Source organism: Nocardia sp. NPDC056064, assembly GCF_042266925.1.
Taxonomy (GTDB): domain Bacteria; phylum Actinomycetota; class Actinomycetes; order Mycobacteriales; family Mycobacteriaceae; genus Nocardia.
In genome coordinates, this window is record NZ_JBHJWO010000003.1 from 108,587 (window position 1) to 132,139 (window position 23,553).

At 71.3% G+C, this 23,553-nt stretch carries 23 protein-coding genes; 7 read left to right on the top strand and 16 right to left on the bottom strand.

Going from position 1 to position 23,553, the window contains the following annotated elements; genetic code table 11:
• The first annotated feature begins 263 nt into the window (after positions 1–263).
• Together ACFC06_RS27130 and ACFC06_RS27135 are read left to right on the top strand one after the other, a co-directional pair.
• On the top strand, positions 264–1,385 hold the full coding sequence (locus ACFC06_RS27130; RefSeq protein ID WP_375937615.1) for a cytochrome c oxidase subunit II: 1,122 nt from the start codon (positions 264–266) through the stop codon (positions 1,383–1,385).
• Positions 1,386–1,395: 10 nt separating this feature from the next.
• Positions 1,396–1,812, top strand: a complete 417-nt coding sequence (locus ACFC06_RS27135; protein ID WP_278265502.1) for a cytochrome c oxidase subunit 4 — start codon at positions 1,396–1,398, stop codon at positions 1,810–1,812.
• Between the two features lie 58 nt (positions 1,813–1,870).
• On the opposite strand, the gene ACFC06_RS27140 is transcribed toward ACFC06_RS27135, so the two are convergent.
• The 14 genes from ACFC06_RS27140 to ACFC06_RS27205 all read right to left on the bottom strand — a co-directional run bounded on the left by ACFC06_RS27140 (position 1,871) and on the right by ACFC06_RS27205 (position 16,038).
• On the bottom strand, positions 1,871–3,142 hold the full coding sequence (locus ACFC06_RS27140; protein ID WP_375937618.1) for an FAD-dependent oxidoreductase: 1,272 nt from the start codon (positions 3,140–3,142) through the stop codon (positions 1,871–1,873).
• A 51-nt stretch (positions 3,143–3,193) separates the two neighbouring features.
• Entirely contained in the window at positions 3,194–4,750 is a 1,557-nt protein-coding gene (locus ACFC06_RS27145) for an alkaline phosphatase D family protein (RefSeq protein ID WP_375937621.1), read from the bottom strand.
• Between the two features lie 75 nt (positions 4,751–4,825).
• Entirely contained in the window at positions 4,826–6,205 is a 1,380-nt protein-coding gene (locus ACFC06_RS27150; protein ID WP_375937624.1) for an AarF/UbiB family protein, read from the bottom strand.
• Between the two features lie 120 nt (positions 6,206–6,325).
• The gene (locus ACFC06_RS27155; protein ID WP_375937627.1) at positions 6,326–7,099 is read right to left on the bottom strand and encodes a sporulation protein; all 774 of its coding nucleotides are present in this window, start codon (positions 7,097–7,099) and stop codon (positions 6,326–6,328) included.
• A gap of 38 nt (positions 7,100–7,137) precedes the next feature.
• On the bottom strand, positions 7,138–7,866 hold the full coding sequence (locus ACFC06_RS27160) for a lysophospholipid acyltransferase family protein (protein ID WP_375937630.1): 729 nt from the start codon (positions 7,864–7,866) through the stop codon (positions 7,138–7,140).
• A 117-nt stretch (positions 7,867–7,983) separates the two neighbouring features.
• Positions 7,984–8,979, bottom strand: coding sequence for an ROK family protein (locus tag ACFC06_RS27165; RefSeq protein ID WP_375937633.1), 996 nt, complete (start codon positions 8,977–8,979; stop codon positions 7,984–7,986).
• Complete coding sequence (locus ACFC06_RS27170; protein WP_375937635.1) at positions 8,976–9,863, bottom strand: hypothetical protein; 888 nt, start codon at positions 9,861–9,863, stop codon at positions 8,976–8,978. The genes ACFC06_RS27165 and ACFC06_RS27170 overlap by 4 nt, the downstream gene beginning before the upstream one ends.
• Positions 9,853–11,133, bottom strand: coding sequence for an ArsA family ATPase (locus ACFC06_RS27175; RefSeq protein WP_375937942.1), 1,281 nt, complete (start codon positions 11,131–11,133; stop codon positions 9,853–9,855). Before ACFC06_RS27175 ends, ACFC06_RS27170 begins: the two co-directional genes overlap by 11 nt.
• Positions 11,130–11,567, bottom strand: a complete 438-nt coding sequence (locus tag ACFC06_RS27180) for an SRPBCC family protein (protein ID WP_375937638.1) — start codon at positions 11,565–11,567, stop codon at positions 11,130–11,132. The genes ACFC06_RS27175 and ACFC06_RS27180 overlap by 4 nt, the downstream gene beginning before the upstream one ends.
• Before the next feature lie 27 nt (positions 11,568–11,594).
• On the bottom strand, positions 11,595–11,984 hold the full coding sequence (locus tag ACFC06_RS27185) for a polyketide cyclase / dehydrase and lipid transport (protein ID WP_375937642.1): 390 nt from the start codon (positions 11,982–11,984) through the stop codon (positions 11,595–11,597).
• 43 nt (positions 11,985–12,027) lie between these two features.
• Positions 12,028–13,155, bottom strand: coding sequence for a glycosyltransferase family 4 protein (locus tag ACFC06_RS27190; protein ID WP_375937645.1), 1,128 nt, complete (start codon positions 13,153–13,155; stop codon positions 12,028–12,030).
• Between the two features lie 48 nt (positions 13,156–13,203).
• On the bottom strand, positions 13,204–14,217 hold the full coding sequence (locus ACFC06_RS27195; protein WP_375937648.1) for a peptidase MA family metallohydrolase: 1,014 nt from the start codon (positions 14,215–14,217) through the stop codon (positions 13,204–13,206).
• Between the two features lie 7 nt (positions 14,218–14,224).
• The gene (locus tag ACFC06_RS27200; RefSeq protein ID WP_375937651.1) at positions 14,225–15,289 is read right to left on the bottom strand and encodes an NlpC/P60 family protein; all 1,065 of its coding nucleotides are present in this window, start codon (positions 15,287–15,289) and stop codon (positions 14,225–14,227) included.
• A 179-nt stretch (positions 15,290–15,468) separates the two neighbouring features.
• On the bottom strand, positions 15,469–16,038 hold the full coding sequence (locus ACFC06_RS27205) for a C40 family peptidase (RefSeq protein ID WP_375937654.1): 570 nt from the start codon (positions 16,036–16,038) through the stop codon (positions 15,469–15,471).
• 667 nt (positions 16,039–16,705) lie between these two features.
• Here ACFC06_RS27205 and ACFC06_RS27210 point away from each other — a divergent pair.
• From ACFC06_RS27210 to ACFC06_RS27230, 5 genes are all read left to right on the top strand, one after another.
• Positions 16,706–17,947, top strand: coding sequence for an ATP-binding protein (locus ACFC06_RS27210; RefSeq protein ID WP_375937657.1), 1,242 nt, complete (start codon positions 16,706–16,708; stop codon positions 17,945–17,947).
• Positions 17,944–18,984 (top strand): tetratricopeptide repeat protein, encoded by a 1,041-nt coding sequence (locus ACFC06_RS27215; RefSeq protein ID WP_375937945.1) that lies wholly within the window; start codon positions 17,944–17,946, stop codon positions 18,982–18,984. The genes ACFC06_RS27210 and ACFC06_RS27215 overlap by 4 nt, the downstream gene beginning before the upstream one ends.
• A gap of 57 nt (positions 18,985–19,041) precedes the next feature.
• Complete coding sequence (locus tag ACFC06_RS27220; protein WP_375937660.1) at positions 19,042–20,853, top strand: DEDD exonuclease domain-containing protein; 1,812 nt, start codon at positions 19,042–19,044, stop codon at positions 20,851–20,853.
• Positions 20,854–21,082: 229 nt separating this feature from the next.
• Entirely contained in the window at positions 21,083–21,613 is a 531-nt protein-coding gene (locus ACFC06_RS27225; protein ID WP_375937663.1) for a hypothetical protein, read from the top strand.
• 4 nt (positions 21,614–21,617) lie between these two features.
• Positions 21,618–21,893 carry an Lrp/AsnC family transcriptional regulator gene (locus ACFC06_RS27230; protein WP_278265520.1) on the top strand — a complete coding sequence of 92 codons (276 nt, stop codon included), beginning with the start codon at positions 21,618–21,620 and terminating at the stop codon, positions 21,891–21,893.
• Positions 21,894–21,906: 13 nt separating this feature from the next.
• On the opposite strand, the gene trpD is transcribed toward ACFC06_RS27230, so the two are convergent.
• Positions 21,907–22,968, bottom strand: a complete 1,062-nt coding sequence (gene trpD / locus ACFC06_RS27235) for an anthranilate phosphoribosyltransferase (RefSeq protein ID WP_375937666.1) — start codon at positions 22,966–22,968, stop codon at positions 21,907–21,909.
• An 88-nt stretch (positions 22,969–23,056) separates the two neighbouring features.
• Positions 23,057–23,476, bottom strand: a complete 420-nt coding sequence (locus ACFC06_RS27240; RefSeq protein ID WP_375937669.1) for a hypothetical protein — start codon at positions 23,474–23,476, stop codon at positions 23,057–23,059.
• Positions 23,477–23,553: the final 77 nt, after the last annotated feature.

Below are 23,553 nucleotides of genomic sequence, written 5' to 3' on the forward strand. Positions count from 1 at the left end.
TCCGCCGAAGATTACGACCGTCCAGGCGATGACGTCGTTCGCGGGCGTGTAAGCGCAGGTCGGCACTCGCCGCCGGGTATCGACGGAGTGTCGAAAGTGACCCCGCGGCAAGACAGTGCCCGCTTTGGTCTACGCTGCGTAGTACTCAGGTCCTTCTCAGGTGTGCAGGCATCACAGCGGCAATACTCGAGGGCGGCCTGAAACTGCTTTGAATACGCGTCGGCGCGGGCGAATCGCGGCCTGCGACGACGCGATGTGTCGGAATGTGTGGCGACCAGGAAGGCGTGAGCGTGGCGCACAAGGCGAGCGAAGAGATCGGGGCTCGACCCGTTCGGGGTCGGCAGGGCCGTCTCCTTCGACGGGCCGGGCTGGCGGTGTCCTTGGGGATCACTGCCGTCCTCGTCTCGGGCTGCTCGATCGACAATGTTTGGCTGCGGTTCGGCTGGCCCTCGGGCATCACGCCGCAGGCCACCCGGATGCGGGAGCTGTGGACCTGGTCGGTCCTGGCCGCGCTCGCCATGGGCGTGCTGGTCTGGGGTCTGACCTTCTGGACCATCATCGTGCACCGCAAGCGCAAGGACTCCCCGGAGTTCCCGCGCCAGACGGGCTACAACGTGTCGCTGGAGCTGACCTACACCGCGATCCCGTTCGTGATCATCGCGGTGCTGTTCTACTTCACCGTCGTCGTGCAGAACTACGTGCACGAGAAGACGGACAACCCGGATGTGACCGTCGACGTCACCGCGTTCCAGTGGAACTGGAAGTTCGGCTACCGCAACGTGAACAACGTCGGCGGGATGACCTGGAACGGCATCGACACCGAGCGCGAACTCCTCAACGAGGAGCAGCTCGAGCAGTACAAGGAGCGCAAGAACGACGAGGGTCACCCGCAGCCGGGCCCGGTGCACGGCAAGCCGGAGAACGACATCCTCTCGTACCTGCACTACGACAAGGTCGAGACCTACGGTTCCAGCACCGAGATCCCGGTCCTGGTGCTGCCCACCGGTAAGCGCATCGAGTTCCAGCTCGCCGCCGCCGACGTGATCCACGCCTTCTGGGTGCCGGAGTTCATGTTCAAGCGCGACGTGATGCCGAACCCGAAGGAGAACCACTCCGACAACGTCTTCCAGATCTCGGAGATCGAGGAGGAAGGTGCCTTCGTCGGCCGGTGCGCCGAGATGTGCGGTACCTACCACTCGATGATGAACTTCGAGGTCAGGGCCGTCTCGCCGGAGAAGTTCGCCCAGTACCTGAAGGCGCGCCAGGACGGCAAGACCAACGGTGAGGCGCTCGAGTCGATCGGCGAGTCGCCGGTGGCCACCTCCACGTACCCCTTCAACACCAAGCGCGATCTCAAGAGCGCTTCGGTGAACGAGAGCAAGTGAGGATTCTGATATGAGGATCGAAGCGCGGATCTTCGAACTGCTCACGGCGTTCTTCATCCTGGTGGGCATCGTCTACGGCTTCTTCACCGCGCAGTCGCGCACCGGCATCGAATGGGCCGGTACCACCGCGATCGTGCTGACCGCCGGTCTGTCGCTGATCATCGGCACCTACTTCCGGTTCGTCGCGCGCCGCATCGACCTGCGGCCCGAGGACTACGAGGAGGCCGAGATCGTCGACGGCGCCGGTGACCTGGGCTTCTTCTCGCCCGGTAGCTTCTGGCCCATCACCCTGGCGGCGGCCGGTTCGGTCACCGCGCTGGGCCTGGCGTTCTTCCAGTTCTGGCTGATCGGCCTCGGCGTGGTGCTCGTGCTCGCCGCGGCGGCCGGCCTGGTCTTCGAGTACTACCTGGGTGCAGAAAAGCACTGACACACCTACGAGAAGGGCCCCACCGGAATTCCGGTGGGGCCCTTCTTTCGTCGGGTTCCTAGACGCTGTAGCGCAGGGCTTGTTCCGAGCGGCAGATGTCGTCGATGCGGGCGACGATCTCGCGCAGTTGCTCCGAGGGCAGGGCCGAGGGGCGCAGGCGGCAGGTGAAGGTGATCAGGCCGTAGTCGGCGGGGGACAGGCCGCGGGCGGCGGCTTCGGCGCGCAGGTAGGCCGAGCGGACGCCGTAGGTCATCGCGGAGATGACGGTGAAGCAGCCGGTGCGCTCGCGGTGGCCGGCGAACAGGTCGTGCAGGCCGTAGAAGACCGAACCGTAGTTGGCCAGCGGGGCGAACACGCCGACGCGGTAGGCGGGGCCGCGCTCGGAGGAGTTGATGACCGTGTCGGCGAGGTATTCGGCGTCGCGCATGGTGAGCACCTTCGGCGCGAACATCAGCGCGCCGGCGGCCGCGTTGCGCACCGGCATGCCCGCGCGCCCGCCTGCGGCCGAGGCGATGGCGCCCAGCGACTTGCGGGTGCGGGTACCGACCTCGCGCCGGGCCCGCAGGCCGCGGGTGGGCGCGGTGGGGTAGAGGCTCGACCACTGGCCGAAACGGACCGCGCCGAGGTTCACCTGGCCCGCGCCGACCGGCCGGGCCACCTTGATCGCGGCGGTGTCGACCCAGCGGCCCACCTGCAGGGCCGCGCTGCCGGGATTGGTGATCTCGGTGGTGGCGTGCTCGACGAAGGAGTCGAAGTCCAGGAAGCGGTCGGCGTCGGTGGTCAGCCAGGTGTGGTCCTTGTCGACCTCGACCACGTCCAGGGTGAGCGCGGTGATGATGCCCGCGCGCCCGCCCGCGCCGAGGATGCGCTGGAACCGCTCGGTGTGATGACCGCGCCCGCAGGTGCCGATCCGGCCGTCGGGGTCGACGTACTCGAGGTCGACGATCTGGTCGATGAACATGCCGTAGCGGTGCGAGGCGGTGCTGACACCGCCGACCGAGGCGAAACCGCCCGCGGTGATGTCGCGGTGATCGCCAACCACCGGCAGGCCGAGACCGTGCGCGCCGAGCCTGCGGTCGATCTCGGAGAGCTTCGCGCCCGCCTGGACCCGCACGGTGCGCCTGCCGAGGTTGATGTCGAGCACCGAGTTCATCCTGCGCAGCGAGAGCACCCCGCGCTGGTCGGCCAGCCCGTAGGACTCTTCGGTCTGTTCGCCGCCACGCACCGTCAACCGTTCCGAACGATCACGCGAATCGCGTACAGTGCGAACGACATCCGCGGTGTCGGTGGGGAGATACTCTTCGGAGATGACGGTGTGCGGCGTGCCCATGACCGCATAGCTAACCACAGCCGGGCGATTCTTGCGCAGGGTACTTCGCAGCTATTTCGCCGCGGGCGTGAGTTCCTTGCTGAACAGGACTTTTCCGGTCGAGTCACACAGATTCACCGTCAGCGCGCGGGAGCGGCCGTCGATGCGGACCTCGCCGAAATGCTGGTACCCGGGATCGAGCGGGGAGGTGTTGGGCGTGGGCGGCGCGTGCACGAAGGCGGCTTCGGGCCCGAAGGTGGGATCGAGCTCGTTGGGGCCGAAGGCGCCGGCGTTGAGCGGACCCGAGACGAACTCCCAGAACTCGTCGAAATCGGTGAAGGCCGCCCGCGCCGGGGAGTAGTGGTGCGCGGCGGTGTAGTGCACGTCGGCGGTGAGCCAGACGACATCGGTGACCTTGTTCGCCTTGATCGCCGAGAGCACCTGCGCCACTTCGGTTTCCCGGCCCGAGGGCGCACCCGGTGTGCCGTTGGCCGGGCCCTCCCAGGCGGTTTCGCCGTCGGGGACGGCCAGGCCCAGCGGCAGATCGGCGGCGACGATCTTCCAGGTGGCCGTCGAATCGCGCAGGCCCTCGATGAGCCAGCGGGTCTGGGCGGGGCCGAAGATCTGGCCCGCGGGGCCGGTGTTGGGTCCGTTGAGGTCCTTGTAGGCGCGCATGTCCAGGACGAACACCTCCAGCAGCGGGCCGTAGGAGATCTTGCGGTAGAGGCGCCCGTCGACGGCCTCGGCGGGCGCGAGCGGCATCCACTCGTGGAAGGCCTGCCAGGAGCGGGCCGCGAGGATGTCCATATTGCGCTCGGTGTAGTTCTTGCTCGCGGCGACGGTACCGCCCGGTGACCAGTTGTTGGTGGTCTCGTGGTCGTCCCACTGCACCACCTGGGCGACGGCGGCGTTGAAGCGGCGGTAGTTGTCGTCGGTGAGGTTGTAGGCGTAGTTGCCGCGGAACTGGTCGAGGGTCTCGGCGGGGGCGTTCTTCGCCTCGGCGGTGACATTGCGCCAGACGCGGCCGTCGGGCAGCGTCACGGATTCGGCCAGGGCGTTGTCGGCGTAGATGCCGTCGCCGGAGTGCAGGAACAGGTGCGGGTCGCGCTCGGCCATGGTGGAGAAGACCTTCATGCCGCCGAGGTCGGGGTTGATGCCGAAGCCCTGGCCCGCCACGTCACCGGACCACAGCAGGGTGATGTCGGAGGCGGTCGTGGGGGCGGTGCGGAAGACGCCGGTGAGGGTCTCGGAGGCGGCGCCGTTCTCGCCCTCGAGGCGGACGCGGTAGTGCACGAGCTGACCGGACGGCAGGCCCTCGAGCCGGAACCGGCCGGTGCCGTCGGAGCCGGGGGTGAGCAGCGGGCCGGTGAACCGGCGGGCGTCGGCGAAGGATTCGGTGGCCGAGGTCTCCACGATCATCGTCGCGGGGCGGTCGGATCGCGCCCAGATCAGGGCGCCGTCGCTGCGCGGGTCGCCGGTGGCGATGCCGTGGGTGAGGGTGGGACGCTCGCGCACGAGCGCCGGGCCGCCGTCGCGACCACAGGCCGCGAGGGCGGGCGCGGTCACCAGACCGAGGGCGGCGGCGCGCAGCACGGTGCGCCGGGACACGGGGAAAGCCGAACCTGACATGCCTGACACCGTGCAGCGCGGGAGACAACATCGGGTCGTCGCCGTGGCAACACCGGGTGAACGCTGTGGGACAGCTCAGAGTCCCGCGGCCGCCGCGGTCTCGGGATACCAGCGGGTGCACTCCGCGCGCAGCGGCACCGCGGTCTGCAACTGGCACAGCACCGCGACCCCGCCGAGGAACGAACGCAGGATCGGTGTGTGGTCCGGTGGCATGGTCAGCTGGCGCAGCACGTTCGACAGCCGCAGATCGGTCGCCAGGCGGACCTGTTTGCGCAGCCAGTCGGCCGAGAGCGGGTAGGTGGGGGCCATCAGGGCGTCGCGGACCGGTTGCAGGCGGGCGGCCACGGTCTCGATGTCGAGTTCGCGGCCTGGGGCGACGAAACCGTGGCGGCGGATGGCGGCCTCGAGGTCGGCGGGGGAGTCGGCGATGACGGCGGCGCCCACGTCACCGGCGACGTCGAGGAAGGCGGCGGGCCACGGCATGCACGCGCCGAAGTCGACCACGCCGAGCCTGCCGTCGGGCATGCGCAGGAAGTTGCCCGGATGCGGATCGCCGTAGACGTGGGCGGCGCGGGCGGGAGCGGAGAACAGGAAGCGCAGGATCAGCACGCCGAGGCGGTCGAGTTCGGCGGCCTCCCCGCGCAGGATCAGCCGCGACAGCGGCACACCGTCGAGCCACTCGGTGACCAGCACGTCGCCCTGCTGGGCGATCACCCGGCTCAGCACCACGTCCGGGTCGTCGGCGAAGGCGGCGGCGAACGCGCGCTGGTTGGCGGCCTCGCGGGCGTAGTCGAGTTCGGCGCGGATCTCCTCGCACAGCGCCTCGATCACCGGGCGGGTGTCGGCGCCGGGCAGCAGCGCGGTGAACAGCGGGGTGGCCCGGCGCAGGGCCTGCAGGTCGGCCAGCACCGCGCGCCGCGCGCCCGGGTACATCACCTTCACCGCGACCGGGGTGCCGTCGTGCCAGCGCGCCCGGTGCACCTGGCCCACCGAGGCCGCCGCCGAGGCGCGGTCCTCGAATTCCAGGAACAGCGACCGCCAGTCGGGACCGAGGTGGGTGGCCAGTTCGGTGTGCACGGCGCCGGGCAGCATGGCCGGGGCCGAATCGTGCAGGCGGGCCAGGGCCTGGCGGTACGGTTCGGCCAGATCGGGGCCGAGCCCGAGTTCGAGCAGCCCGAGCAGCTGACCGAGTTTGGCCACGCAGCCCTTGAGCTCGCCGAGCACCTGGAACAGGTGCTCGGCGGTGCGGGTACGGATGTCGCGGTCGACGTCGGCGGGCGGCCTGCCGGCCACCTTCTTGCCGAACCCCGCGATCCGGCGGCCCGCGTAGGCGACCGGGACCGCCGCCAGCCGGGCGCTGCGCGCGACCTGGCCGGTGGGTGGATTGCCGGTGCGTCGCGGGGGTGCCGGCCGGACGAACGGCATCACCCGGCCCTCGGGATCGCGGCCGATCATCTCCACCTCACTGTCGCGCCGACGCCGGCCACCGGTGTGGTGGCTGCCCACCCGTCGGCGTCGTGCCCAGAGCAGGCTACCAACCGGGTGGGCGGCCTGTCGTGGCCCGGCGGCGCGGAATCAGCCCAGGGCGCCGATTGCGTGCAGCGTGCGGTGGATCTCGGCGGTCCAGTCCTGCTGACCCGCCCGCGCGTGCTCCACCAGGAACATGCCGATGCCGTCGCGGTCCTCCCGGAACCAGCCACCCTCGATATCGGCCTCCAGCACCACGTGCACTCCGTGCTCGGCGGCTACGAAGGTGACCTCGAGCTGGTTCACCCGGGGGAAGTGCGGGGAGCGGCCGAACTCGATCTCCTGGTAGAACGGCAGCCGCTGCGGCAGGCCACGGATGCCGCCCGCTTCCACGTCGGTGCGCAGCAGCGGAAAACCCATGCGCCGCACGGCGTCCAGGACGACGTGCTGGGCGGGCAGGGCGCCGATCCCGATCGGATCGGTGTCGGTGCTGTCGACGGCACCGTGGATGTCGACCGCGGTCCGCAGCGCCACCGCGGCACCGGGCAGATGCCTGCCGTCGAAGAAGGTGATCGGGGTTTCCAGCGGAACCGGTGCGGCGAAACGGAATTCGGTGACCTGCCCGGCCCCCAGAGTGAACGCGCCCGCGACGGGGGTGCGGCCGAACCCGTGGTCGGTGACGTGTTCCTCACCGTCGCCGTATTCGCGTTCCACCCGGGTGCTGAACTCGACCGACACCTGCGCGATGGACTGGTCGAGCCGGCCGCCGCGCAGCCGGATCACCCCTTCGACACGACCCCCGGGTTGCACACCGGGAGTGAACAATTCGGTATCGACCTCGGCACCACCGACACCGGCCGCGGCCAGCAATTGCTTGAACATGTCCGGCAGTCTGGCCGATGACGCTTAAGGTTCGCTTGTCAGCCCGCGGCGGTATCGGGGATGCGGGTGGCGTCGAGCTGACGATCGGTCGGGGCGACGCCCTTCTTGAGGCTGTGCGCGTACACGTCGACGTACTCCTGGCCGGTCAGGCGCATCAGCTCGTACATCACCTCGTCGGTGACGGCGCGCTCGACGAAGCGGTTGCCGCTCATCCCCTCGTAGCGCGAGAAGTCCAGCGGCGCACCGAACTTCAGGGTGACGCGCTTGCGGCGCCACTTGAACGGTCCGGGCGGGCTCACCTCGTCGGTGCCGATGACGGCCACCGGGATGACCGGGACACCGGTCTCCAGGGCCAGGCGCGCCATGCCGGTCTTGCCCTTGTAGAGGCGGCCGTCGGGGGAGCGGGTGCCCTCCGGGTACAGGCCGACCAGGCGGCCTTCGTCGAGCAGCTTGCGGGCCGCGTTGAGCGCGTCCTCGGCGGCCGAGGCGCCGCTGCGGTCGATCGGGAACTGGCCGGTGCCGCTGAAGAAGAACTTCTGCAGGCGGCCCTTCACACCGGGGGTGTTGAAGTACTCCGCCTTGGCGAGGTAGTTGATCCGGCGCGGGCTCAGCAGCGGCGCGAACAGCCAGTCGGCGAAGGAGAGGTGGTTGCCCGCCATGATCGCCGGACCGTCGGCCGGAATGTTCTCGACGCCCTCCACCACGGGCCGGTTGTAGAGGTGCATGAACGGTCCCGGGAAGATGTATTTGAGCAGCCAGTAGAACATGGCGTCCTTTCCTCGGGGACCGGATATGGGTGTGCAGCCTCGTCGGGAATCGACTTTACCGCTGGTCGAAGGTCACAACCAACCCAGGACGGTAGCCGTCACACATGGATGTGACCCTCATCTCCCGCCGGTTCCCGCCACCGGCGCGCCGAGGGTGGCCCTGGCCAATTCGGCGGCGCCGATCATGCCGGCGGCCTCGCCGAGCTGGGTGGTGCGCAGCCGGGCCAGCGGCCGGTGCCCGGCGCCGGTGACCGCGCTCGCGTAGTGCTCGCGGGCCTCGTCGAGGAACAGCGGCGCCGAACTGCTCACGCCACCGGCGATGACCACCAGGTCCGGATCGAAGATGTCGCTGACGAAGGCGAGGCCCAGGCCCAGCCAGCGCGCGAAATCGGCCATCACCCGGGTCGCCAGCGGGTCGCCGTCCTGGGCGGCACCGGCCACCCGGCGGCCGGTGAGCGAGCCGGGGTCGCGCGCGACGTCGCGGGCCAGCACCGAGCGCACCGGGTCGGTGGCCAGCAGTTCGATGGCGGTGTCGGCCAGGGCGGTTCCGCTGCAGTAGCGCTCCCAGCAGCCGCGTTTGCCGCACGGGCAGGCCCGGCCCGCGGGCACGACCTGCAGGTGACCCAGCTCGGGGGCGACACCGTGGCTGCCGCGGTAGAGCTGCCCGTCGATGAGCAGGGCCGCGCCGATGCCGGTGCCGATCGCGACGAGCACCACCGTGTGCCCGCCCGCCGCGGCGCCGAAGCGGTACTCGGCCCAGCCCGCGGCGTTCGCGTCGTGCTCGAGCAGCACCGGCAGGCCCAGGCGCGCGGTGAGCCGCTGGGCGACCGGCGCGTCCTGCCAGGGCAGGTGCGGGGCGAAGCGGACCGTGGAGCGGTCCTCGGAGATGAACCCGGCCACGGCCAGCCCGACCGCGGCGACCGGATGCCTGCGGGCCAGCTCGCGCACCGCGCGGTCGATGGCGTCCTCGAGGGCGCGCGCGGCGTGCGGGGTGGGCGCCTGCACGGTGTCGAGCACCTCGCCCTCGGCGTCGACCACCGAGGCGCGGATGTTGGTGCCGCCCACGTCGATTCCGACGGTGAGCAGGTGTTGGGGGTCGATCCGCCCGGTCATCCCCGGATCGTCACCGGGATGTCGACGTATCGCGCGCGGGAGTCGCGGGTGGGCTTGCGGCGGTCGCCGGTGCCGCGCGGGTTCCCGGGGTCGGCGGTCGGCGCGGCGGCCGGGATCGGGCCGGAGTCGGGGGAGATCGGCGGGACGGGCGGGGTGCGGGTCGGCGCGCCCTGCCCGCGCGTCGCGGGGTACTCGTCGACGCGGCGTGGGCGCGGGGTCTGGGGGTCCTTGCGGGCGCCCCAGCGGGGCCGGGATCGCTCGGTCTGCGCGGCGCCGGCGCGGTCATCGTGCTCCGCCGAGGCGGCTGCCTCGGCGTGCGCGCCCGGTCCGGACGCGGTGGGGGTGGCGTGCGCACGCGGTCCGGGTGCGGTGGTGGCGTGCGCGCTCGGTCCGGATGCGGTGGTGGCGTGCGCGCCCGGTCCGGATGCACTCGTGGCGTGTGCGCGCGGTCCGGATGCGGTGGTGGTGGTGGCGTGTGTGTCCGGCGCTGTGGGGCGCGAGGCGGGGGTGGCGGCGGGGTCGTTTCCGGCGGGCGGCCTGCCCGGCTGCGGGTGGCCCGCGGCGTGGTCCATCCACTCCGGGGGGAGCAGCGGGTCGACGGGGACGCCGGCGAGGGCTTCGCGCAGGACGGTCACCATGGCGGTGCCGTGGTCGGCCAGGGCGGCGACGACGTCGTGGTGGTCGCCGCGGACCAGGGCCGCGGCCGCGCAGACCGGGCACCAGGCGCAGCCACCCAGGTCGGCCTGGCCGTCGGCGGCGGTGCGGCGTAGCACCGGCTCGACCCGGGCCAGCAGGACCTCGGCGAGCAGCCGCAGCTCCTCGGTGAACTCCGCGAAACCGTCCGGGTGGTGGCCGCGGCGATCGGATTGCCTGTCACTGGTCATCTGCGGTCGCCTTCGTGTAGTTCGGATCGGCGGGCCACACCCGCGGATCGGGCCGGAAGCGGACCACCAGATGACCGTCGTCGAGCTCGGCGCCCGCCACCGTGCAGCGCTGCAGCACCGGTGCCAGGCGTACCCGGGTGCGCACCCCGTCGGCTCCCACGATCAGATCGTCCTCCACTCGGCCCAGCCGCAAGGTGCCGGGATCGACCACCGGCAGCCGCATCCGCATCGCGTACACGGAGTCGACCCCGGAGCCCGACTCCCATCGAACCATCGGTTCGCCCGAATCCGCGCTTCGAGCGTGCGGGCCGGGCAGCGTGTCGACCTCGTAGGAGAACGCCGAGAGCGCGTGGGTGCCTACGGGTTCGGTGCCCGCGTGCGGGGCGATCAGGATGGGCACGTCGGTGAGCTGCTCGTGCAGCCGCGCCACCACCTCGAGCTGTTCGGCACGGCGATTGAGATACCAGTGCACCGCCGGATGGGCGTGTTCGCCGGGCGGGGGCACCGCGGGCAGCACCTTGTTGACCACCACCGCGTCCAGGCGCAGGCCCAGCAGCGCGGCCGCCGAGCGCACCCGGCGCGACTCGGCGACGGCGACCTGCTCGGGTCCGGTGACCAGCCGGGCGGTGGTGCGTTTGCGGTCGGCGAGCAGATCGCGGACCTGGGTGACCGCCTTGACGATCCGTTCCACCGTGGCCGCCAGCACCGCCTTGCGCAGGTCGGGGCCGATGGCGCTCATGGTGCGCGCGTGCCTGGGCCAGATCCGCTCCAGATAGTTGAGCAGGGTGTCGGGGGCGGTGACGATGCGCAGCATGTCGGCCGAGGGCGGGCAGTCCACGACGACGACGTCCCAGTCGTCCTCCTCGGTGAACTGGGCGATCTCGACCAGCATGAGCAGTTCCTGCACGCCCGGCAGCCCGGTGAGCTCGGCCGGGTCCAGCGCGGCCAGGTCGATGCCGTGATCGTGCTGTCCGCCCTGCTCGAGCATCCGCACCACCTCGCGGAAGCGGTCCTCGAGCAGTGCGAGGGAATCGATCTCGATGACCTCGAGGCCCGGCGCCACCCTGGCCACGCCCGCCACCGTGCCCGGGTCGTGCGGGAACCGGAAACCGAGCGCGTCACCGAGCGAATGGGCCTGGTCCAGCGAGGCGATCAGCACCCGCTGCCCGGCGCGCGCGTAACTCATCCCGCTCGCGCAGGCCAGGGTCGTCTTGCCGACGCCGCCCTTGCCGACGAACAGTTCGACGCGGGTACCGCCCGGGGCGCTCAGCCCTCGACTCGCTTCTTCAGTTCCTTCAGGGCCGTGTCGGTGATGACCTTCTCGGCTTTGCGTTTGAACATGCCGATCATCGGGATGTTCAGGTCGACGGTGAGTTCGTAGACGACCTCGGTGCCGCCGTCGGGCCGCTCGCGCAGTTCGTAGCTGCCGTCCTGGGCCTTCTGCAGGTCACCCTCGAGCAGCCGCCAGCTCACCGCGCGGCCGTCCGGGCGCCAGGTGTAGCTGAGCACGTAGGTGTCCTTGACGACGCCCGCGTCCAGCACGAACCGGGCGGTCACCGCCCGGCCCGCGGCATCGCGGTCGAGCACCTCCACCGACTGTGCGGCGGCCACCCACTCCGGGTAGGACTCCAGATCGGCGATGACGGCCATCACCTGCTGGGACGGTGCTTCGATGACGATCGAGCGCTGGGTCCGGTCGGCCATGACAGAACGCAGTTCCTTTCGTGCGATTCAGGACGCCGTGGCGTGCGCGGGCGCGACACCCGCTGGACGGCCTGCCTCGAGCCGGGCCTTCAGTTCGAACGACATGTCCTTGCCCGCGACCCGGCGGGCCCGGTTGGCGGCGGCCAGGGCCCGCGGGGCCAGCGCCTCGGCGGGCTCGGCGTGCAGGAAGTAGTGCAGGATCGCGCCCTCGGGGACGGCTTCCAGCCACACCTCCATGGTGCCGGTCAGCGGGCCGGCCACTGTCCAGCGGATGCCTTTGTCGCCGCGGTCCTCGCGCACGTCGAGGCGCAGGTCGGGCCACCAGCGGCGCCAGTTGTTCGCGGCGGCGAGCACGGCGGCGATGTCGGCGGGCGGCGCGGCGAGGAAGGTCTGATCTGCGACCTGGATACTGCTCACCTCGCTGAGCGTAGTGGACGCCACACCGGCGCAGGCCGGGGTGTCACCGCAGCAGCTCCCGCAGGCGGGCACCCTGGCGGTCCCAGTGCCAGTTGCGCTGCACCCAGTCGCGGCCCGCGGCACCCATCGCGGCGGCCCGGTCGCGGTCGGTGAGCAGCTCGACCAGCGCGTCGGCGATCCGCTGCACCGAACGGCCCGGCACGACCGTTCCGGTCTCGCCTTCGCGCACGGTTTCCGGGGCACCGCCGGAATCGCCCGCCACCACCGGGACGCCGGTCGCCGAGGCCTCCAGGAAGACGATGCCCAGACCCTCCACGTCCAGCCCGGCGCCGCGGGTGCGGCACGGCATGGCGAACACATCGGCGATGGTGTGGTGGGCGGCCAGCTCGCCGGAGGGCACCCGGCCGGTGAACACGACGCTGTCGCCGACACCGAGGGCCTCGGCCAGGCCCCGCAGCCGCTCCTCGTACGGGCCGCCGCCCGCGATCACCAGCACCGCGCCGTCGACGCGCTTGCGGATCTCGGTCATCGCCACGATCAGCATGTCCTGGCCCTTGCGCGGGACCAGCCGCGACAGGCACAGCACGGTCGGGCGCTCACCCAGGCCGTAGCGGGCGCGCAGCTCGGCGCGCGCGGCCGGGTCGGGGCGGAACTCGGCGGGATCGACGCCGGGCGGCAGGTATTCGAGGGCGGCGCGCGGGCCGAACGCCGAGGCGAAGCGCCCGCGGGTGTACTTGCTGACGTAGGTCACCACGTCGGTGTTCTCGCCGATCGAGCGCAGGACCTGACGCGCGCCCGGCAGCATCGACCAGCCGACCTCGTGCCCGTGGGTGCTGGCCAGGATGCGCTCGGCGCCCGCGCGGCGCAGCATCGGCGACATCACCGCCAGCGGGGCGGCGGCGCCGAACCAGACGGTGTCGCACTCGTGCTCGCGCAGCAGCGCGCTCGCCCGCCGCACGACCGCCGGGGTGGGCAGCATGAGCGTCGTCGGGTGGCGCACCACCCGGAACTTCTGGGCGGCGTCGAACTTCTCGTGGCTGTCGCCGCGCCAGCGCGGGGCGTAGACCACCAGGTCCTCGGGGGGCAGCTGGTTCGTCAGCGCCTGCAGATACGACTGGATTCCGCCCGGCCTAGGCGGGAAATCGTTGGTAACCAGCAGCGTTCGGGCCATAAGTGAACAACCTAGTGGGTGAGTGTCACGGTGTGACTCGCGCAGGGGTCAGACGGCGCGGGCGCGTAACCACGCGCGCCAGCCGTCGAGCAGCTCGGCGCGCGAGATGCCGAGCACGGCGGTGAAGGCGGCGTCCTGCGCGGCGGCGGATTGCGGGCCACCGGCCAGGCGCTGGTACAGGGTGGTGAGGCGGTCGGCACCGAAGCGGTCGGCGAGGAAGGCGCAGGTGCTCCAAGCGGCTTCGTAGGCGTAGGCGGCGTCGGTACCGGTGAACGCGGCGTCGGCGAGCAGGTCGGTGGGCAGGGTGTTCGCGCGCAGCCGGGTGGTCAGGGTGGGCGCGATCTGGGAGAAGGTGGCGCCCCGGTCGCGCTGGGCGACGAACTCGGCGTAGCCCTCCAGCAGCCACTGCGGGGCACCGTCGCCGGTGGCGGCCCTGGTCGCGACGTGGGTGAGCTCGTGCCGCAACAGCGTGGCCAGGCCCTCGTCGCCGACGCGGCGGCGCGCGTCCGGATTGAACACGATGCGCTGATCGGTGGGCCGGGTGCCCGGCGGGTAGGAACCGGTCAGCGAGACCGCGGCCACGTCGGCGGCCGCGGGGGTGCCCGCCGATCGGGTCAGCGCGGTGAACTCGGCCGGGGTGCCCGCCACCACGATGACCGGCGCGCGGTTCCAGTCGGTGCCCCACACGCTGCTCACGGCGTCGATCGCCGGGGCGAGGTCCTGTTCGAGGGTGGCCAGGTCGGCGCGGTGCCCGTCGTGGGCGACCAGCAGCGCGTCGGGGGAGCCCTCGACGGCGACGCGGCGCACCAGGATCGGGCCGAAGGGCTGTAGATCGCGGCGGACCGGGGTCAGCCGCGGGTCGTCGATGCCCTCGGTGGTGTCGAGCACCTCTGCCTCGTCGGTGGCCAGCTGCAATGGACCGGCGTTGCGGGGCACCAGCACCAGGGCAACACAGGCACCGGTCAGCAGGGTGATCGAGGCGAGGGTCAGGCAGAACTCGAGGCGGCCGTTGGCCGAGAACCAGGAGCGCAGGCCGGACGGGCGGCGGGACGGTTCGGTCACCGGCGGCTCAGTATCGCCGGGCCGAGTGGTACGGGGTGGTGTCGATCGGGGCCACGGCGACCGGCACACCGAAGGTGGAGGCGTGCACCATCATTCCGTTGCCCGCGTAGATCCCGACGTGGGAGATGTCGGAATAGAACAGCACCACGTCGCCGGGCTGCAGGTCGTCGCGGTCCACCGGGGTGCCGAAGTTCGCCTGCTGGGAACTGGTGCGCGGCACGTCCTTGCCGACCTGCTTGAAGGCCCACTGCACCAGGCCGGAGCAGTCGAACTGGTCGGGTCCGGTGGCGCCCCAGACATAGGGATCGCCGATGCGGGTGAGCGCGGCGGCCAGCGCGCTGGTGCCGCTGCCGGGGACCAGGCCCGCCAGCAGCGAGTCGCGATCGAAACCGGGCGGGAACGGCGAACCGGCCAGGGTGGACTTGTCGCGCGTGGACAGCGCGCCCCACGCCTGCACGACCTCGGTGGTGGCGGTGCTCAGGTCGTGGAGTTTGCGGTCGACATCGGTGCGCACGGCCTCGGCGGCCTGGGTGGCGGTGTGGGCGGCGTCGGCGGCGGTGCGGGCGACGGTCTCCGCCCCGGTCGCGGCGTCGGCGGCCTTCTTGAATTCGCGCACCTGGTCGGCGGTCTGCTGGGCGATCACGTCCAGCGTCGACATCTTGTCCAGCAGCTGCTGGGGTGAATTGCTCGACAGCACCGCGAACATACGGTCGGTGCGCGCGCCGGTATAGGTGGCGATCGCGGTGCGATCGATCATCGGCTGGAACTTGCGCACCTCGGCCCTGGCGGCGTCGGCGACGGCGGTGGCCGCGGCGAGCTGGGAGTCGGCGGCCTGCTGGACGGCGAGCTTGGCGTCCAGATCGGTCTGGGCGTTGAGCGCGGCCTGGTTGAGCTGCTCGGCCTGGCGCGACAGCTCCACCATGCGGGCGATCGCGTCGGTGGCGGTGGCGGGCAGCGCCACCGGGTCGGCCAGCGAGGGGCCCGCGGTGTAGGCGGCGCACACCACGATCGCGCCGGACAGTACTGCGGCGAAACCACGCGCCAGGCGTGAATCGCGGTGGTGTGCCGTCACAGTGCCCCGTGCCCCGTTCTGTCGATGTGTCTCGCTGCCGCGTTGTACCCGAGCTCGATCGCCGCGTCTGCCACGAAGGTCTCGATCAGGTTACGGAACCGCGTATGCCCGTGTCCAGTAGGGCTACGGAGGGGTCACGGTGCGCCCTTCCCCGCGAACAGCGCACCGTGTCCGGCCGATCAGAAGCGGCGCGCGCCCGCGAACGGCATCGACGAGATCGGCGCGAGCTGCACCGGGGTACCCGAGGTGGAGGCGTGCACGACATTGCCGTCACCCGCGTACAGGCCCGAGTGGCCGCCGCCGTAGAACGAGACCAGGTCGCCGGGCTGCAGGTCGTCGAAGGAGACCGGGGTGCCAGCGCCGAGCTGCGCGTCGCTGGTGCGCGGCACGTCGACACCGGCCTGCGCGTAGGACCACTGGACCAGGCCCGAGCAGTCGAAGGCGTTCGGGCCCGCGGCGCCGTAGACGTAGGGGGAGCCGATCTTGCTCATCGCCGCGTCGAGGGCGATGTCGGCGGCGGTGGCGCGCGGCGCGGTGAAGGTCTGCGGCGCGGCCGGGATCTCGATGCCGGGGACACCCTGCGGCAGCGGGATCTCGTTGGGCACCTCGAAGGTGCCGATGCCGGGCACGGTCACGGGCGTCGCCGACGCGGGAGCGGCCGGCAGGAGGAACGCGCCGATGGTGGCAGCGCCGACGGCTCCGGCGGCAACGGCTCGCTGCGCCTGACGCTTGACGGTGTTGGTCGCCATGATGCGGGTACTTCCAATCTGCCCCACGACGCCGGGTCCGTATGACTCGGCGGGCTTCATCGCGCTGCGGTCGTTTCCGATGCGGCGGACTCCGTGAGGTCTCGAAAAGGTTACGAAGACATCACGGTGGTTTGTAAAGTCGGACAACCGTCCGCATCGGGTTTCCGCCGATATGGCCGCCGAATGCCTGCGAGCTGCGTCACACCGATCACGAAAAGATAACGTCGGCGGATTTCTCGCGAGTTTCCCGGCCGCAACCCGGCGCGTCGGAGGCGCTCGTCGGCGGCCGATCGCGGGATGGCGGGGGTGGAAGTGCCAGGTCGTCGGTGATCGATGACGGGTATGACACCTGATTGGCGGTGTGTCAACAGGCTGGGTGCGCCGCGCCGTGCAGCATGCCCGGAGTGGTAACCCCGCTTACCCGATCGATTCGGCTCCGGTGATGTGATTATCGGCAAACTGTGAGCCCGGTCGCATTCGGCGATGTGCGCGGTCATTTTGTTCGCATCGGAACGAAACCCTCACCGCGAAATGCCGCCGCCCCGCCTTTCGCTGTCCGCATACTGCCTGGTCGCCGGAGGCAGGGGTGGGCGTATCAGCGCTGGCGGCGAAAACGTTGCGGCGGTTAGGGTACGACCGGAAGATCGCAGTTCGAAGGGGGAAAACGGTGGCCGAGGACCAGGTACTCACCGACATGCTCACCATGCTCGACCGCAGTCCGGGGGTGCTCGCGTTGCGCGTGTGCGTCATCGAGCTGCTCCTCGAGCGGGAGCGCTACGCGGACGGCTTGGCGCACTGCGGGATCGCGCTGGCCGCCGAGCCCGGCAACGCGCAGGTCCTGGCCCTGATGGCCCGCTGCACCGCGGCGCTGTCGGGCACGCCCGTGACGCCGGTGGTGTCGGTGCCGCCCACCGCGCAGGCGCCGGCGAGCGGATTCGACTGGGCCGCCGCCGAGGACCAGGTCGGCGACATCATCGCCCCCGCCTTCGTCGACGGCACCCCCACCGAGTTCGTCACCGACGAGGACGCCGCCACCGTCGAACGCCCCACCCTGCGCCTGGCCGACGTGGGCGGCATGGACGAGGTGAAGCGCCAACTCGACCTCACCCTGTTCGGCCCGCTGCGCAATCCCGAACTGGCCGCCGCCTTCGGCACCTCGGCCCGCGGCGGCCTGCTGCTCTACGGCCCGCCCGGCTGCGGCAAGACCTTCCTCGCCTCGGCGGTGGCGGGTGAACTGGGCGCCAACTTCTACCCGATCGAGATCACCGACATCCTCGACATCTATACCGGCGCCAGCGAACGCAATGTGCACAGCATCTTCGAGATGGCCCGCCGCAACGCCCCGTGCGTGCTGTTCCTCGACGAGATCGACGCCCTCGGCCACAAGCGCAGCCAGATGCAGGCGTCCTCGACCATGCGCACCGTGGTCAACCAGCTGCTCACCGAACTGGATTCGGCCACCCGCGACAACGAGGGCATCTTCGTCCTGGGCGCCACCAACCACCCGTGGGACGTCGACGTGGCCCTGCGCAGGCCGGGCCGGTTCGACCGGATGATCTTCGTCGGCCTGCCCGACACCGCCGCGCGCCAGGCGATCCTGCACTACCACCTGCGCGACCGCCCGGTGGCCGGCATCGACCTGTCGGCACTGGCCGCCCGCACCGACGGCCTGTCCGGCGCGGACCTCGCCCACGTGTGCACCGCCGCCACCCAGCTGGCCATGGCCGACTCCGTGCGGACGGGCCAGGTGCGCCCGATCGGCATGACCGACCTGGACGCGACCCTGGCCCAGGTGCGCCCGAGCACCGGCGCCTGGTTCGAATCCGCCCGGAATGTGGTGGAGTTCGCCAACGGGGACGGCAGCTATGACGACCTCTCCCGGTATCTGCAGAGCCGGAAGCGGCGCTGAACCCGGCGCAGGCGGCTTCCGGGCAGAACACGCTCGACCGCGCGGAAGTGCTGATCCGGCTCGGGCGTCACGAGGCCGCGCAGGCCGAACTCGCCGCGCTGCTGGGCGCCGAGCCGGACAACAGCGTCGCCCACGCGTATCTGTCCTATGCCCTGCTGGGTGCGGGCCATGCCGCCGAGGCGGGTGCGTCGGCACGCGCCGCAGTGCGTCTGCAGCCGGACAACCTGGTCGCCTGGCAGGCGATCGTGCAGTCCGAGCAGGCACTGTGGCGCGCGTGCGATCCCGGTTTCGTCGACATCCGGCTCGAACATCACGAGACCGCGCTCGCCGCTGCCGACCGCTGCGTCGCTCTGCATCCCTTGTCGCCGGATGGTCACCGGTTGCGTGCCCAGGTGTTGACGCACTACGACCCGGCCGCCGCGCTCCTCGCGATCGGCACCGCCCTCGAACTCGATCCCACCGACCCGGATCTGCACGTGGTGCGGGGACGGGCGCTGTGGCGCGACGACGACGCGCTGTCGCCGGAGGGGGTCGCGGCCGGTACCGCCTTCGCCGAGGCGCTGCGCCTGGACCCGATGCACGCCCAGGCGCTGTACTACCTCGGCTGTCACGACGCGGCGCGCGAAGACTGGGAAGCAGCACGCGCGCGCCTGCGCCGGTCCGCAGAACTCGAACCCACCTACGGTCCGGCGGTACGCGAGATGCTGGAACGGATCGCGGCCTCGTCCGGCTCGGTCACGGCCGACCGGCTCTCCTGGCGCGCGGAGTATCTCGATCCGCCGAAGTCGGATGCGCGGGTCTGGGCGGTGGCCACAGTCGTGGCGGTGCTGATCCTGATCGTGGCGGTCGCGGTGTCGAAGCCGCCTCCGCCCGACTCGCCCCCGGGCCACCGCTCCCCGCGCACATCGGTTCCCGCCGACCTGCGCTACCCCGTTGTGCCCACCTTCGTTCTACCGACCTGGCACTCCGACAAGCCGCCATTCCGATTACCCAGCGATTTCCCGACATTGCGGCGACCACCACCGACCGCTCGCTGAGCCGGCCCGGCCCCGGGCGGGCCGAAGTTGTCGGACCGTCGTCCTACGCTGCCGATCGTGCCCGAGCCCGTACTTCCGGCTGCCGCCCGTCAGCTGGCCTTCGACGAACTGGAGACCCCGCTCTACGACACCACTTTCGTCGTCGTCGACCTGGAAACGACCGGGACCAGCCCGGAGGGGGATTCGATCACCGAGATCGGGGCGGTGAAGGTGCGTGGGGGAGAGGTGCTGGGGGAGTTCGCGACCCTGGTGAATCCGGGGTTCGCGATTCCGCCCGCGATCGTGCAGATCACCGGGATCACCACGGCCATGGTGTACGAGGCGCCGCGGATCGAGGCGGTGCTGCCGGGGTTCCTCGAATTCGCCGCGGGCGCGGTGCTGGTGGCGCACAACGCGCGCTTCGACACGGCCTTCCTGAAGGCGGCCGCGGCGCGCCAGCAGATCGAGTGGCCGAATCCGCAGGTGCTGTGCACGGTGAAACTGGCCCGGCGCGTGCTCACCAAGGACGAGGCGCCCTCCGCCAGGCTCGGGGTGCTGGCCCAGGTGCTCGGTGCCGCCACCACGCCCACCCACCGCGCGCTCGACGACGCCCGCGCCACCGTCGACGTGCTGCACGCGCTCATCGCCCGGGTCGGCAACCAGGGTGTGCACAGCCTGACCGAACTGCTCGACTATCTGCCCGGGGTCACCGGCACCCAGCGCGCCAAGCGCACCTTCGCCGCCGACCTGCCCGCCGCGCCCGGGGTCTACCTGTTCCGTGGACCCTCCGACGAAGTCCTCTATATAGGGACCGCGGTGAATCTGCGCCGCCGCGTACGCACCTACTTCACCGGCTCGGAGACCCGTGGCCGCATGAAAGAGATGGTGGCACTGGCGAATCGGGTCGACCACGTGGTGTGCGCGCACGGACTGGAGGCGGGCGTGCGCGAACTGCGCCTGCTGGCCGCGCACGCGCCGCCCTACAACCGCCGCTCGAAGTTCCCGCGCCGCGGATGGTGGCTCACTCTCACCGACGAACCGTTCCCCCGCTTCACCACGGTGCGCACACCCACGCGAACGGCGTTGGGACCGTTCACCTCTCGCGCCGACGCTCTCGATGTGGGCGCGACGATCGCGGAGTTCGCCGGGCTGCGCACCTGCCTCACCCGGCTCGCCCGCGGCGCCCGCCACACCTGCCCGCCCGCCGCCGTCGGTGGCTGCCCCGCGGCCCACCCCGATGGCGACCTGGACATGCTCACCTACCGCCCCGCCGTCGACGCGGTCCGCGACCTGTTCACCGGCCGCTGCGACGCCCTCCTGCGCGCCATGCTCGACCACGTCGAAACCCATTCCGCCGCCGAGCATTTCGAAGCCGCCGCCCGTCTGCGCGACCGCACCGCCACCGTCGTCACCCGGCTGCACCGCACCCAGCGCCTCGCCGCCCTGGCCCGGCTGGCCGAACTGATCGTCGCCCTGCCCGACGGCGCGGGCGGCTGGGAGTTCGCCGTCATCCGCCACGGCCGCCTCGCCGCCGCGGGCACCGCCCGCCGTGGCACCCCACCCATGGCCGTCGTCGACCAGATCCTCGCCGCCGCCGAAACCGTCGTCCCCGACCTGGGTGATGCGGCATCCGCCGACCGGTCACCCGCCGAGGTGGGCCACCTGCTCCGGCCTGCCGAGGACGACATGCCCCCGTTGCGTGGCGCTTCGCCGGCGGAGGTCGGCGTCATCGCGCGTGCGCTCACGGCCCCGGGCGCCCGCATCGTCCGGGTCAGCGAGGGCTATCACGAACCCCTGCACGGCGCCGCCCGCTGGGCCGCCTGGGCCCAACGGGCCCGGACAGCGGCCACCGCGCGCACCGAGGGCGAGGAATACCTCGCCGAGCGTTGACCGTCACCGCCGCCCCGGAGACGCCGCGCGCATCGGCCACAGAGGGCTCGCGTCCACAACGTCGGCGCTACCCGGTATGCCGGGGCCGCTGTGACCCGCGAGTGTGCAGGCGTCGAGCCTGCCGGAGGCGTTCGAGCAGTGATCCGGGATCATGGGGGATATCGCAGGATCGTGGTGGCTGGACGCGGACGAAAGGGATCGACGGCGGATGTTCGTGAAGGTGTGTGGGTTGACCACCGAGGAGCAGATCGACTGGGCCGTGGAACTCGGATACTCCGCGATCGGGGTCATGGTCACGACCAAGAGCAAGCGGTATCGCACCCCGGAGCAGGCGCGAGCGCTGGCCGGATACGCGCGCGGGCGGATCAGCACCTTCGCGGTGGCTTTGGAGCCCGCCGAGGTCGCCGAGGTGGCCGACGCGTTCGACGTGGTGCAGCTGTACCGGTGGGCCGACCTGCCGAACCTGGCCTTCTGCTCGTCGGCGCCGCCGGAACCGGGACAGACCAGCGAATACTTCTTCTACGACGCCAGTGCGGGCTCGGGGGTCTTCGAGGAGTTCCCCGAATGGGTGCGCGCGCTGCCGGGCAAGGTCGTGCTGGCGGGCGGGCTCGACGCGGACAATGTCGCCGACACCATCGCCCGGCACCGGCCCTACGGCGTCGACGTGTCCAGTTCGGTGGAGACGGCGCCGGGCGTGAAGAGCTACGAGCTGATGCGCCGGTTCAAAGCGGCCACCGAGCGGCGCGAAGTTCTAGGCTGATCCCATGATTACCGCGATCGTGCTGATCCAGGCCGAGAACTCTCGCATCCCCGAGACCGCGCAGGCGCTCGCCGACACCGCCGGAGTCGCCGAGGTGTACTCCTGCGCGGGCGATGTCGACCTGATCGCGATCGTGCGGGTGCGCGACCACGAACGCATCGCCGAAGTGGTCACCGGCGGCATCGACAAGGTGCCCGGCGTGGTCCGCACCACCACCCACATCGCCTTCAAGTCCTACTCCAGCGCCGACGTGGAAGCCGGATTCTCGCTGGGGGAGTGAGGTTTTCGCCCGCTCAGGCCTCGTCGAGGGCCTGGGTCAGCTCGGCCCAGGTCTCCAGCAGCTTCGCCGCCGCGCCGCTGTCCACCGCGGCGGCGGCGCGCTCGATGCCCGCGGCCAGCGCGGCGTCCAGATCCAGGTCGACATCGCCCACCCCGCGCGAGAGGTCGTAGGCCACGATCGCCGCGGCCGAGTTCAGCAGCACCGCGTCGCGCACCGCACCGGGCGCCCCGGCGAACACCTCCCGGGCGATCTTCGCGTTGTCCTGGGCGTCACCGCCGCGCAGCGCGTCCAGGTCGACGCGGGGGATACCCAGGCTGGTCGGGTCCAGCACGGTCTGCCGGACGCGTCCCCCGCTGACGATCCACACATCGGTGCTGTCGGAGGTGGTGATCTCGTCGAGCCCGTCGCGCCCACGCACCACCAGCGCACTCGCGCCGCGCTCGGCGAACACCCCCGCGATCACCGGTGCCAGGTCCGCGAACGCGCAACCGATCAGCCCCGCGCGCGGCTGGGCCGGATTGGTGAGCGGACCGAGCACGTTGAACACGGTCGGGATGCCGATCTCCTTGCGCGCCGGACCGGCGAAGCGCAGCCCGGAGTGGAACAGCGGGGCGAAACAGAAGCCGATCCCGGCCTCGCGCACCGAGCGCGCCACCGATTCGGGGCCCAGCGCCAGCTTCACGCCCAGCGCCTCGAGCACATCGGCACCGCCCGCCTTGGAGGAGGCCGCCCGGTTGCCGTGCTTGACCACCGGCACGCCACTGGCCGCCACCACCACCGAGGACATGGTGGAGATGTTGACCGAACCGGAGCGGTCGCCGCCGGTGCCGACGATGTCGACCGCGTCGCCGTCACCGGGCACCAGGCGGGCGTGCCCGAGCATGCCCGCGACCATGCCGCCCAGTTCGGCGGGGGTGGGGCCCTTGATCTTCATGGCGACGCCGAAGGCCGCGATCTGGGCGGCGGTGGCGTTGTCGGTGAAGATCTCGTCGATCACCCAGGTGGTGTCGTCGGCGGCCAGGTCGCCGCCGTCGGCGAGGGTTCCGAGCACCTGGGGCCAGCTGCGCACGCTCATCAGCTCCGCATCTCCGTTCGACGACACAGCACGCAACTCTGATCGGGCGCACCGGGATGGCGCAAGGGCATTTGCGCCGTGGGCGAGTTTACGGTGCGGGACGCGGTGGCTGCAGCGCGTCCCAGCCGTCGGCGACGCCGTCGTGGCGCTGGGCCAGCCCCGCCATCCGGGAGCGTTCCTGCGAACAGCTCAGCGGATCGAGCAGCTGTACGCGCTGCAACAGCACCGGGACGAGGTCGCCGGTGGCCGGGCGATCGCTCTCGACGCGCTGGTAGCCGTCGTATCCGGCGATCTCGGCGGCGGTGTCGACCTGGTCGGCGGGCAGGCGCAGGTGATGACGCAGCACCGCCTCGGCCTCGCGATCGAGCTCGGTGGCCCGGTCCAGGGCGCTCGAGGCGGACTCCGCGTCGTCGAAACTCGACGCGACCACCACCAGATCGGCCCGCGCCGGGTCCAGCGACTCGGTCTGCCCGCCGAACAACCGCCGCCACATCCGCACCACGACCATGCCGCCTCCTCGTCTCAGGTTATCCACATCCAACGCTGTCACAATGGGTCGTCACGTGATAGCCGCCAACACGCCGA

Excerpts from the sequence above, each read along its gene's own strand:
- ACFC06_RS27130 (WP_375937615.1), top strand. The coding sequence starts at position 264 with ATGTGTGGCGACCAGGAAGGCGTGAGCGTGGCGCACAAGGCGAGCGAA.
- ACFC06_RS27135 (WP_278265502.1), top strand. The coding sequence starts at position 1,396 with ATGAGGATCGAAGCGCGGATCTTCGAACTGCTCACGGCGTTCTTCATC.
- ACFC06_RS27140 (WP_375937618.1), bottom strand. The coding sequence starts at position 3,142 with ATGGGCACGCCGCACACCGTCATCTCCGAAGAGTATCTCCCCACCGAC.
- ACFC06_RS27145 (WP_375937621.1), bottom strand. The coding sequence starts at position 4,750 with ATGTCAGGTTCGGCTTTCCCCGTGTCCCGGCGCACCGTGCTGCGCGCC.
- ACFC06_RS27150 (WP_375937624.1), bottom strand. The coding sequence starts at position 6,205 with ATGATCGGCCGCGATCCCGAGGGCCGGGTGATGCCGTTCGTCCGGCCG.
- ACFC06_RS27155 (WP_375937627.1), bottom strand. The coding sequence starts at position 7,099 with ATGTTCAAGCAATTGCTGGCCGCGGCCGGTGTCGGTGGTGCCGAGGTC.
- ACFC06_RS27160 (WP_375937630.1), bottom strand. The coding sequence starts at position 7,866 with ATGTTCTACTGGCTGCTCAAATACATCTTCCCGGGACCGTTCATGCAC.
- ACFC06_RS27165 (WP_375937633.1), bottom strand. The coding sequence starts at position 8,979 with ATGACCGGGCGGATCGACCCCCAACACCTGCTCACCGTCGGAATCGAC.
- ACFC06_RS27170 (WP_375937635.1), bottom strand. The coding sequence starts at position 9,863 with ATGACCAGTGACAGGCAATCCGATCGCCGCGGCCACCACCCGGACGGT.
- ACFC06_RS27180 (WP_375937638.1), bottom strand. The coding sequence starts at position 11,567 with ATGGCCGACCGGACCCAGCGCTCGATCGTCATCGAAGCACCGTCCCAG.
- ACFC06_RS27190 (WP_375937645.1), bottom strand. The coding sequence starts at position 13,155 with ATGGCCCGAACGCTGCTGGTTACCAACGATTTCCCGCCTAGGCCGGGC.
- ACFC06_RS27205 (WP_375937654.1), bottom strand. The coding sequence starts at position 16,038 with ATGGCGACCAACACCGTCAAGCGTCAGGCGCAGCGAGCCGTTGCCGCC.
- ACFC06_RS27230 (WP_278265520.1), top strand. The coding sequence starts at position 21,618 with ATGATTACCGCGATCGTGCTGATCCAGGCCGAGAACTCTCGCATCCCC.
- trpD (WP_375937666.1), bottom strand. The coding sequence starts at position 22,968 with ATGAGCGTGCGCAGCTGGCCCCAGGTGCTCGGAACCCTCGCCGACGGC.
- ACFC06_RS27240 (WP_375937669.1), bottom strand. The coding sequence starts at position 23,476 with ATGGTCGTGGTGCGGATGTGGCGGCGGTTGTTCGGCGGGCAGACCGAG.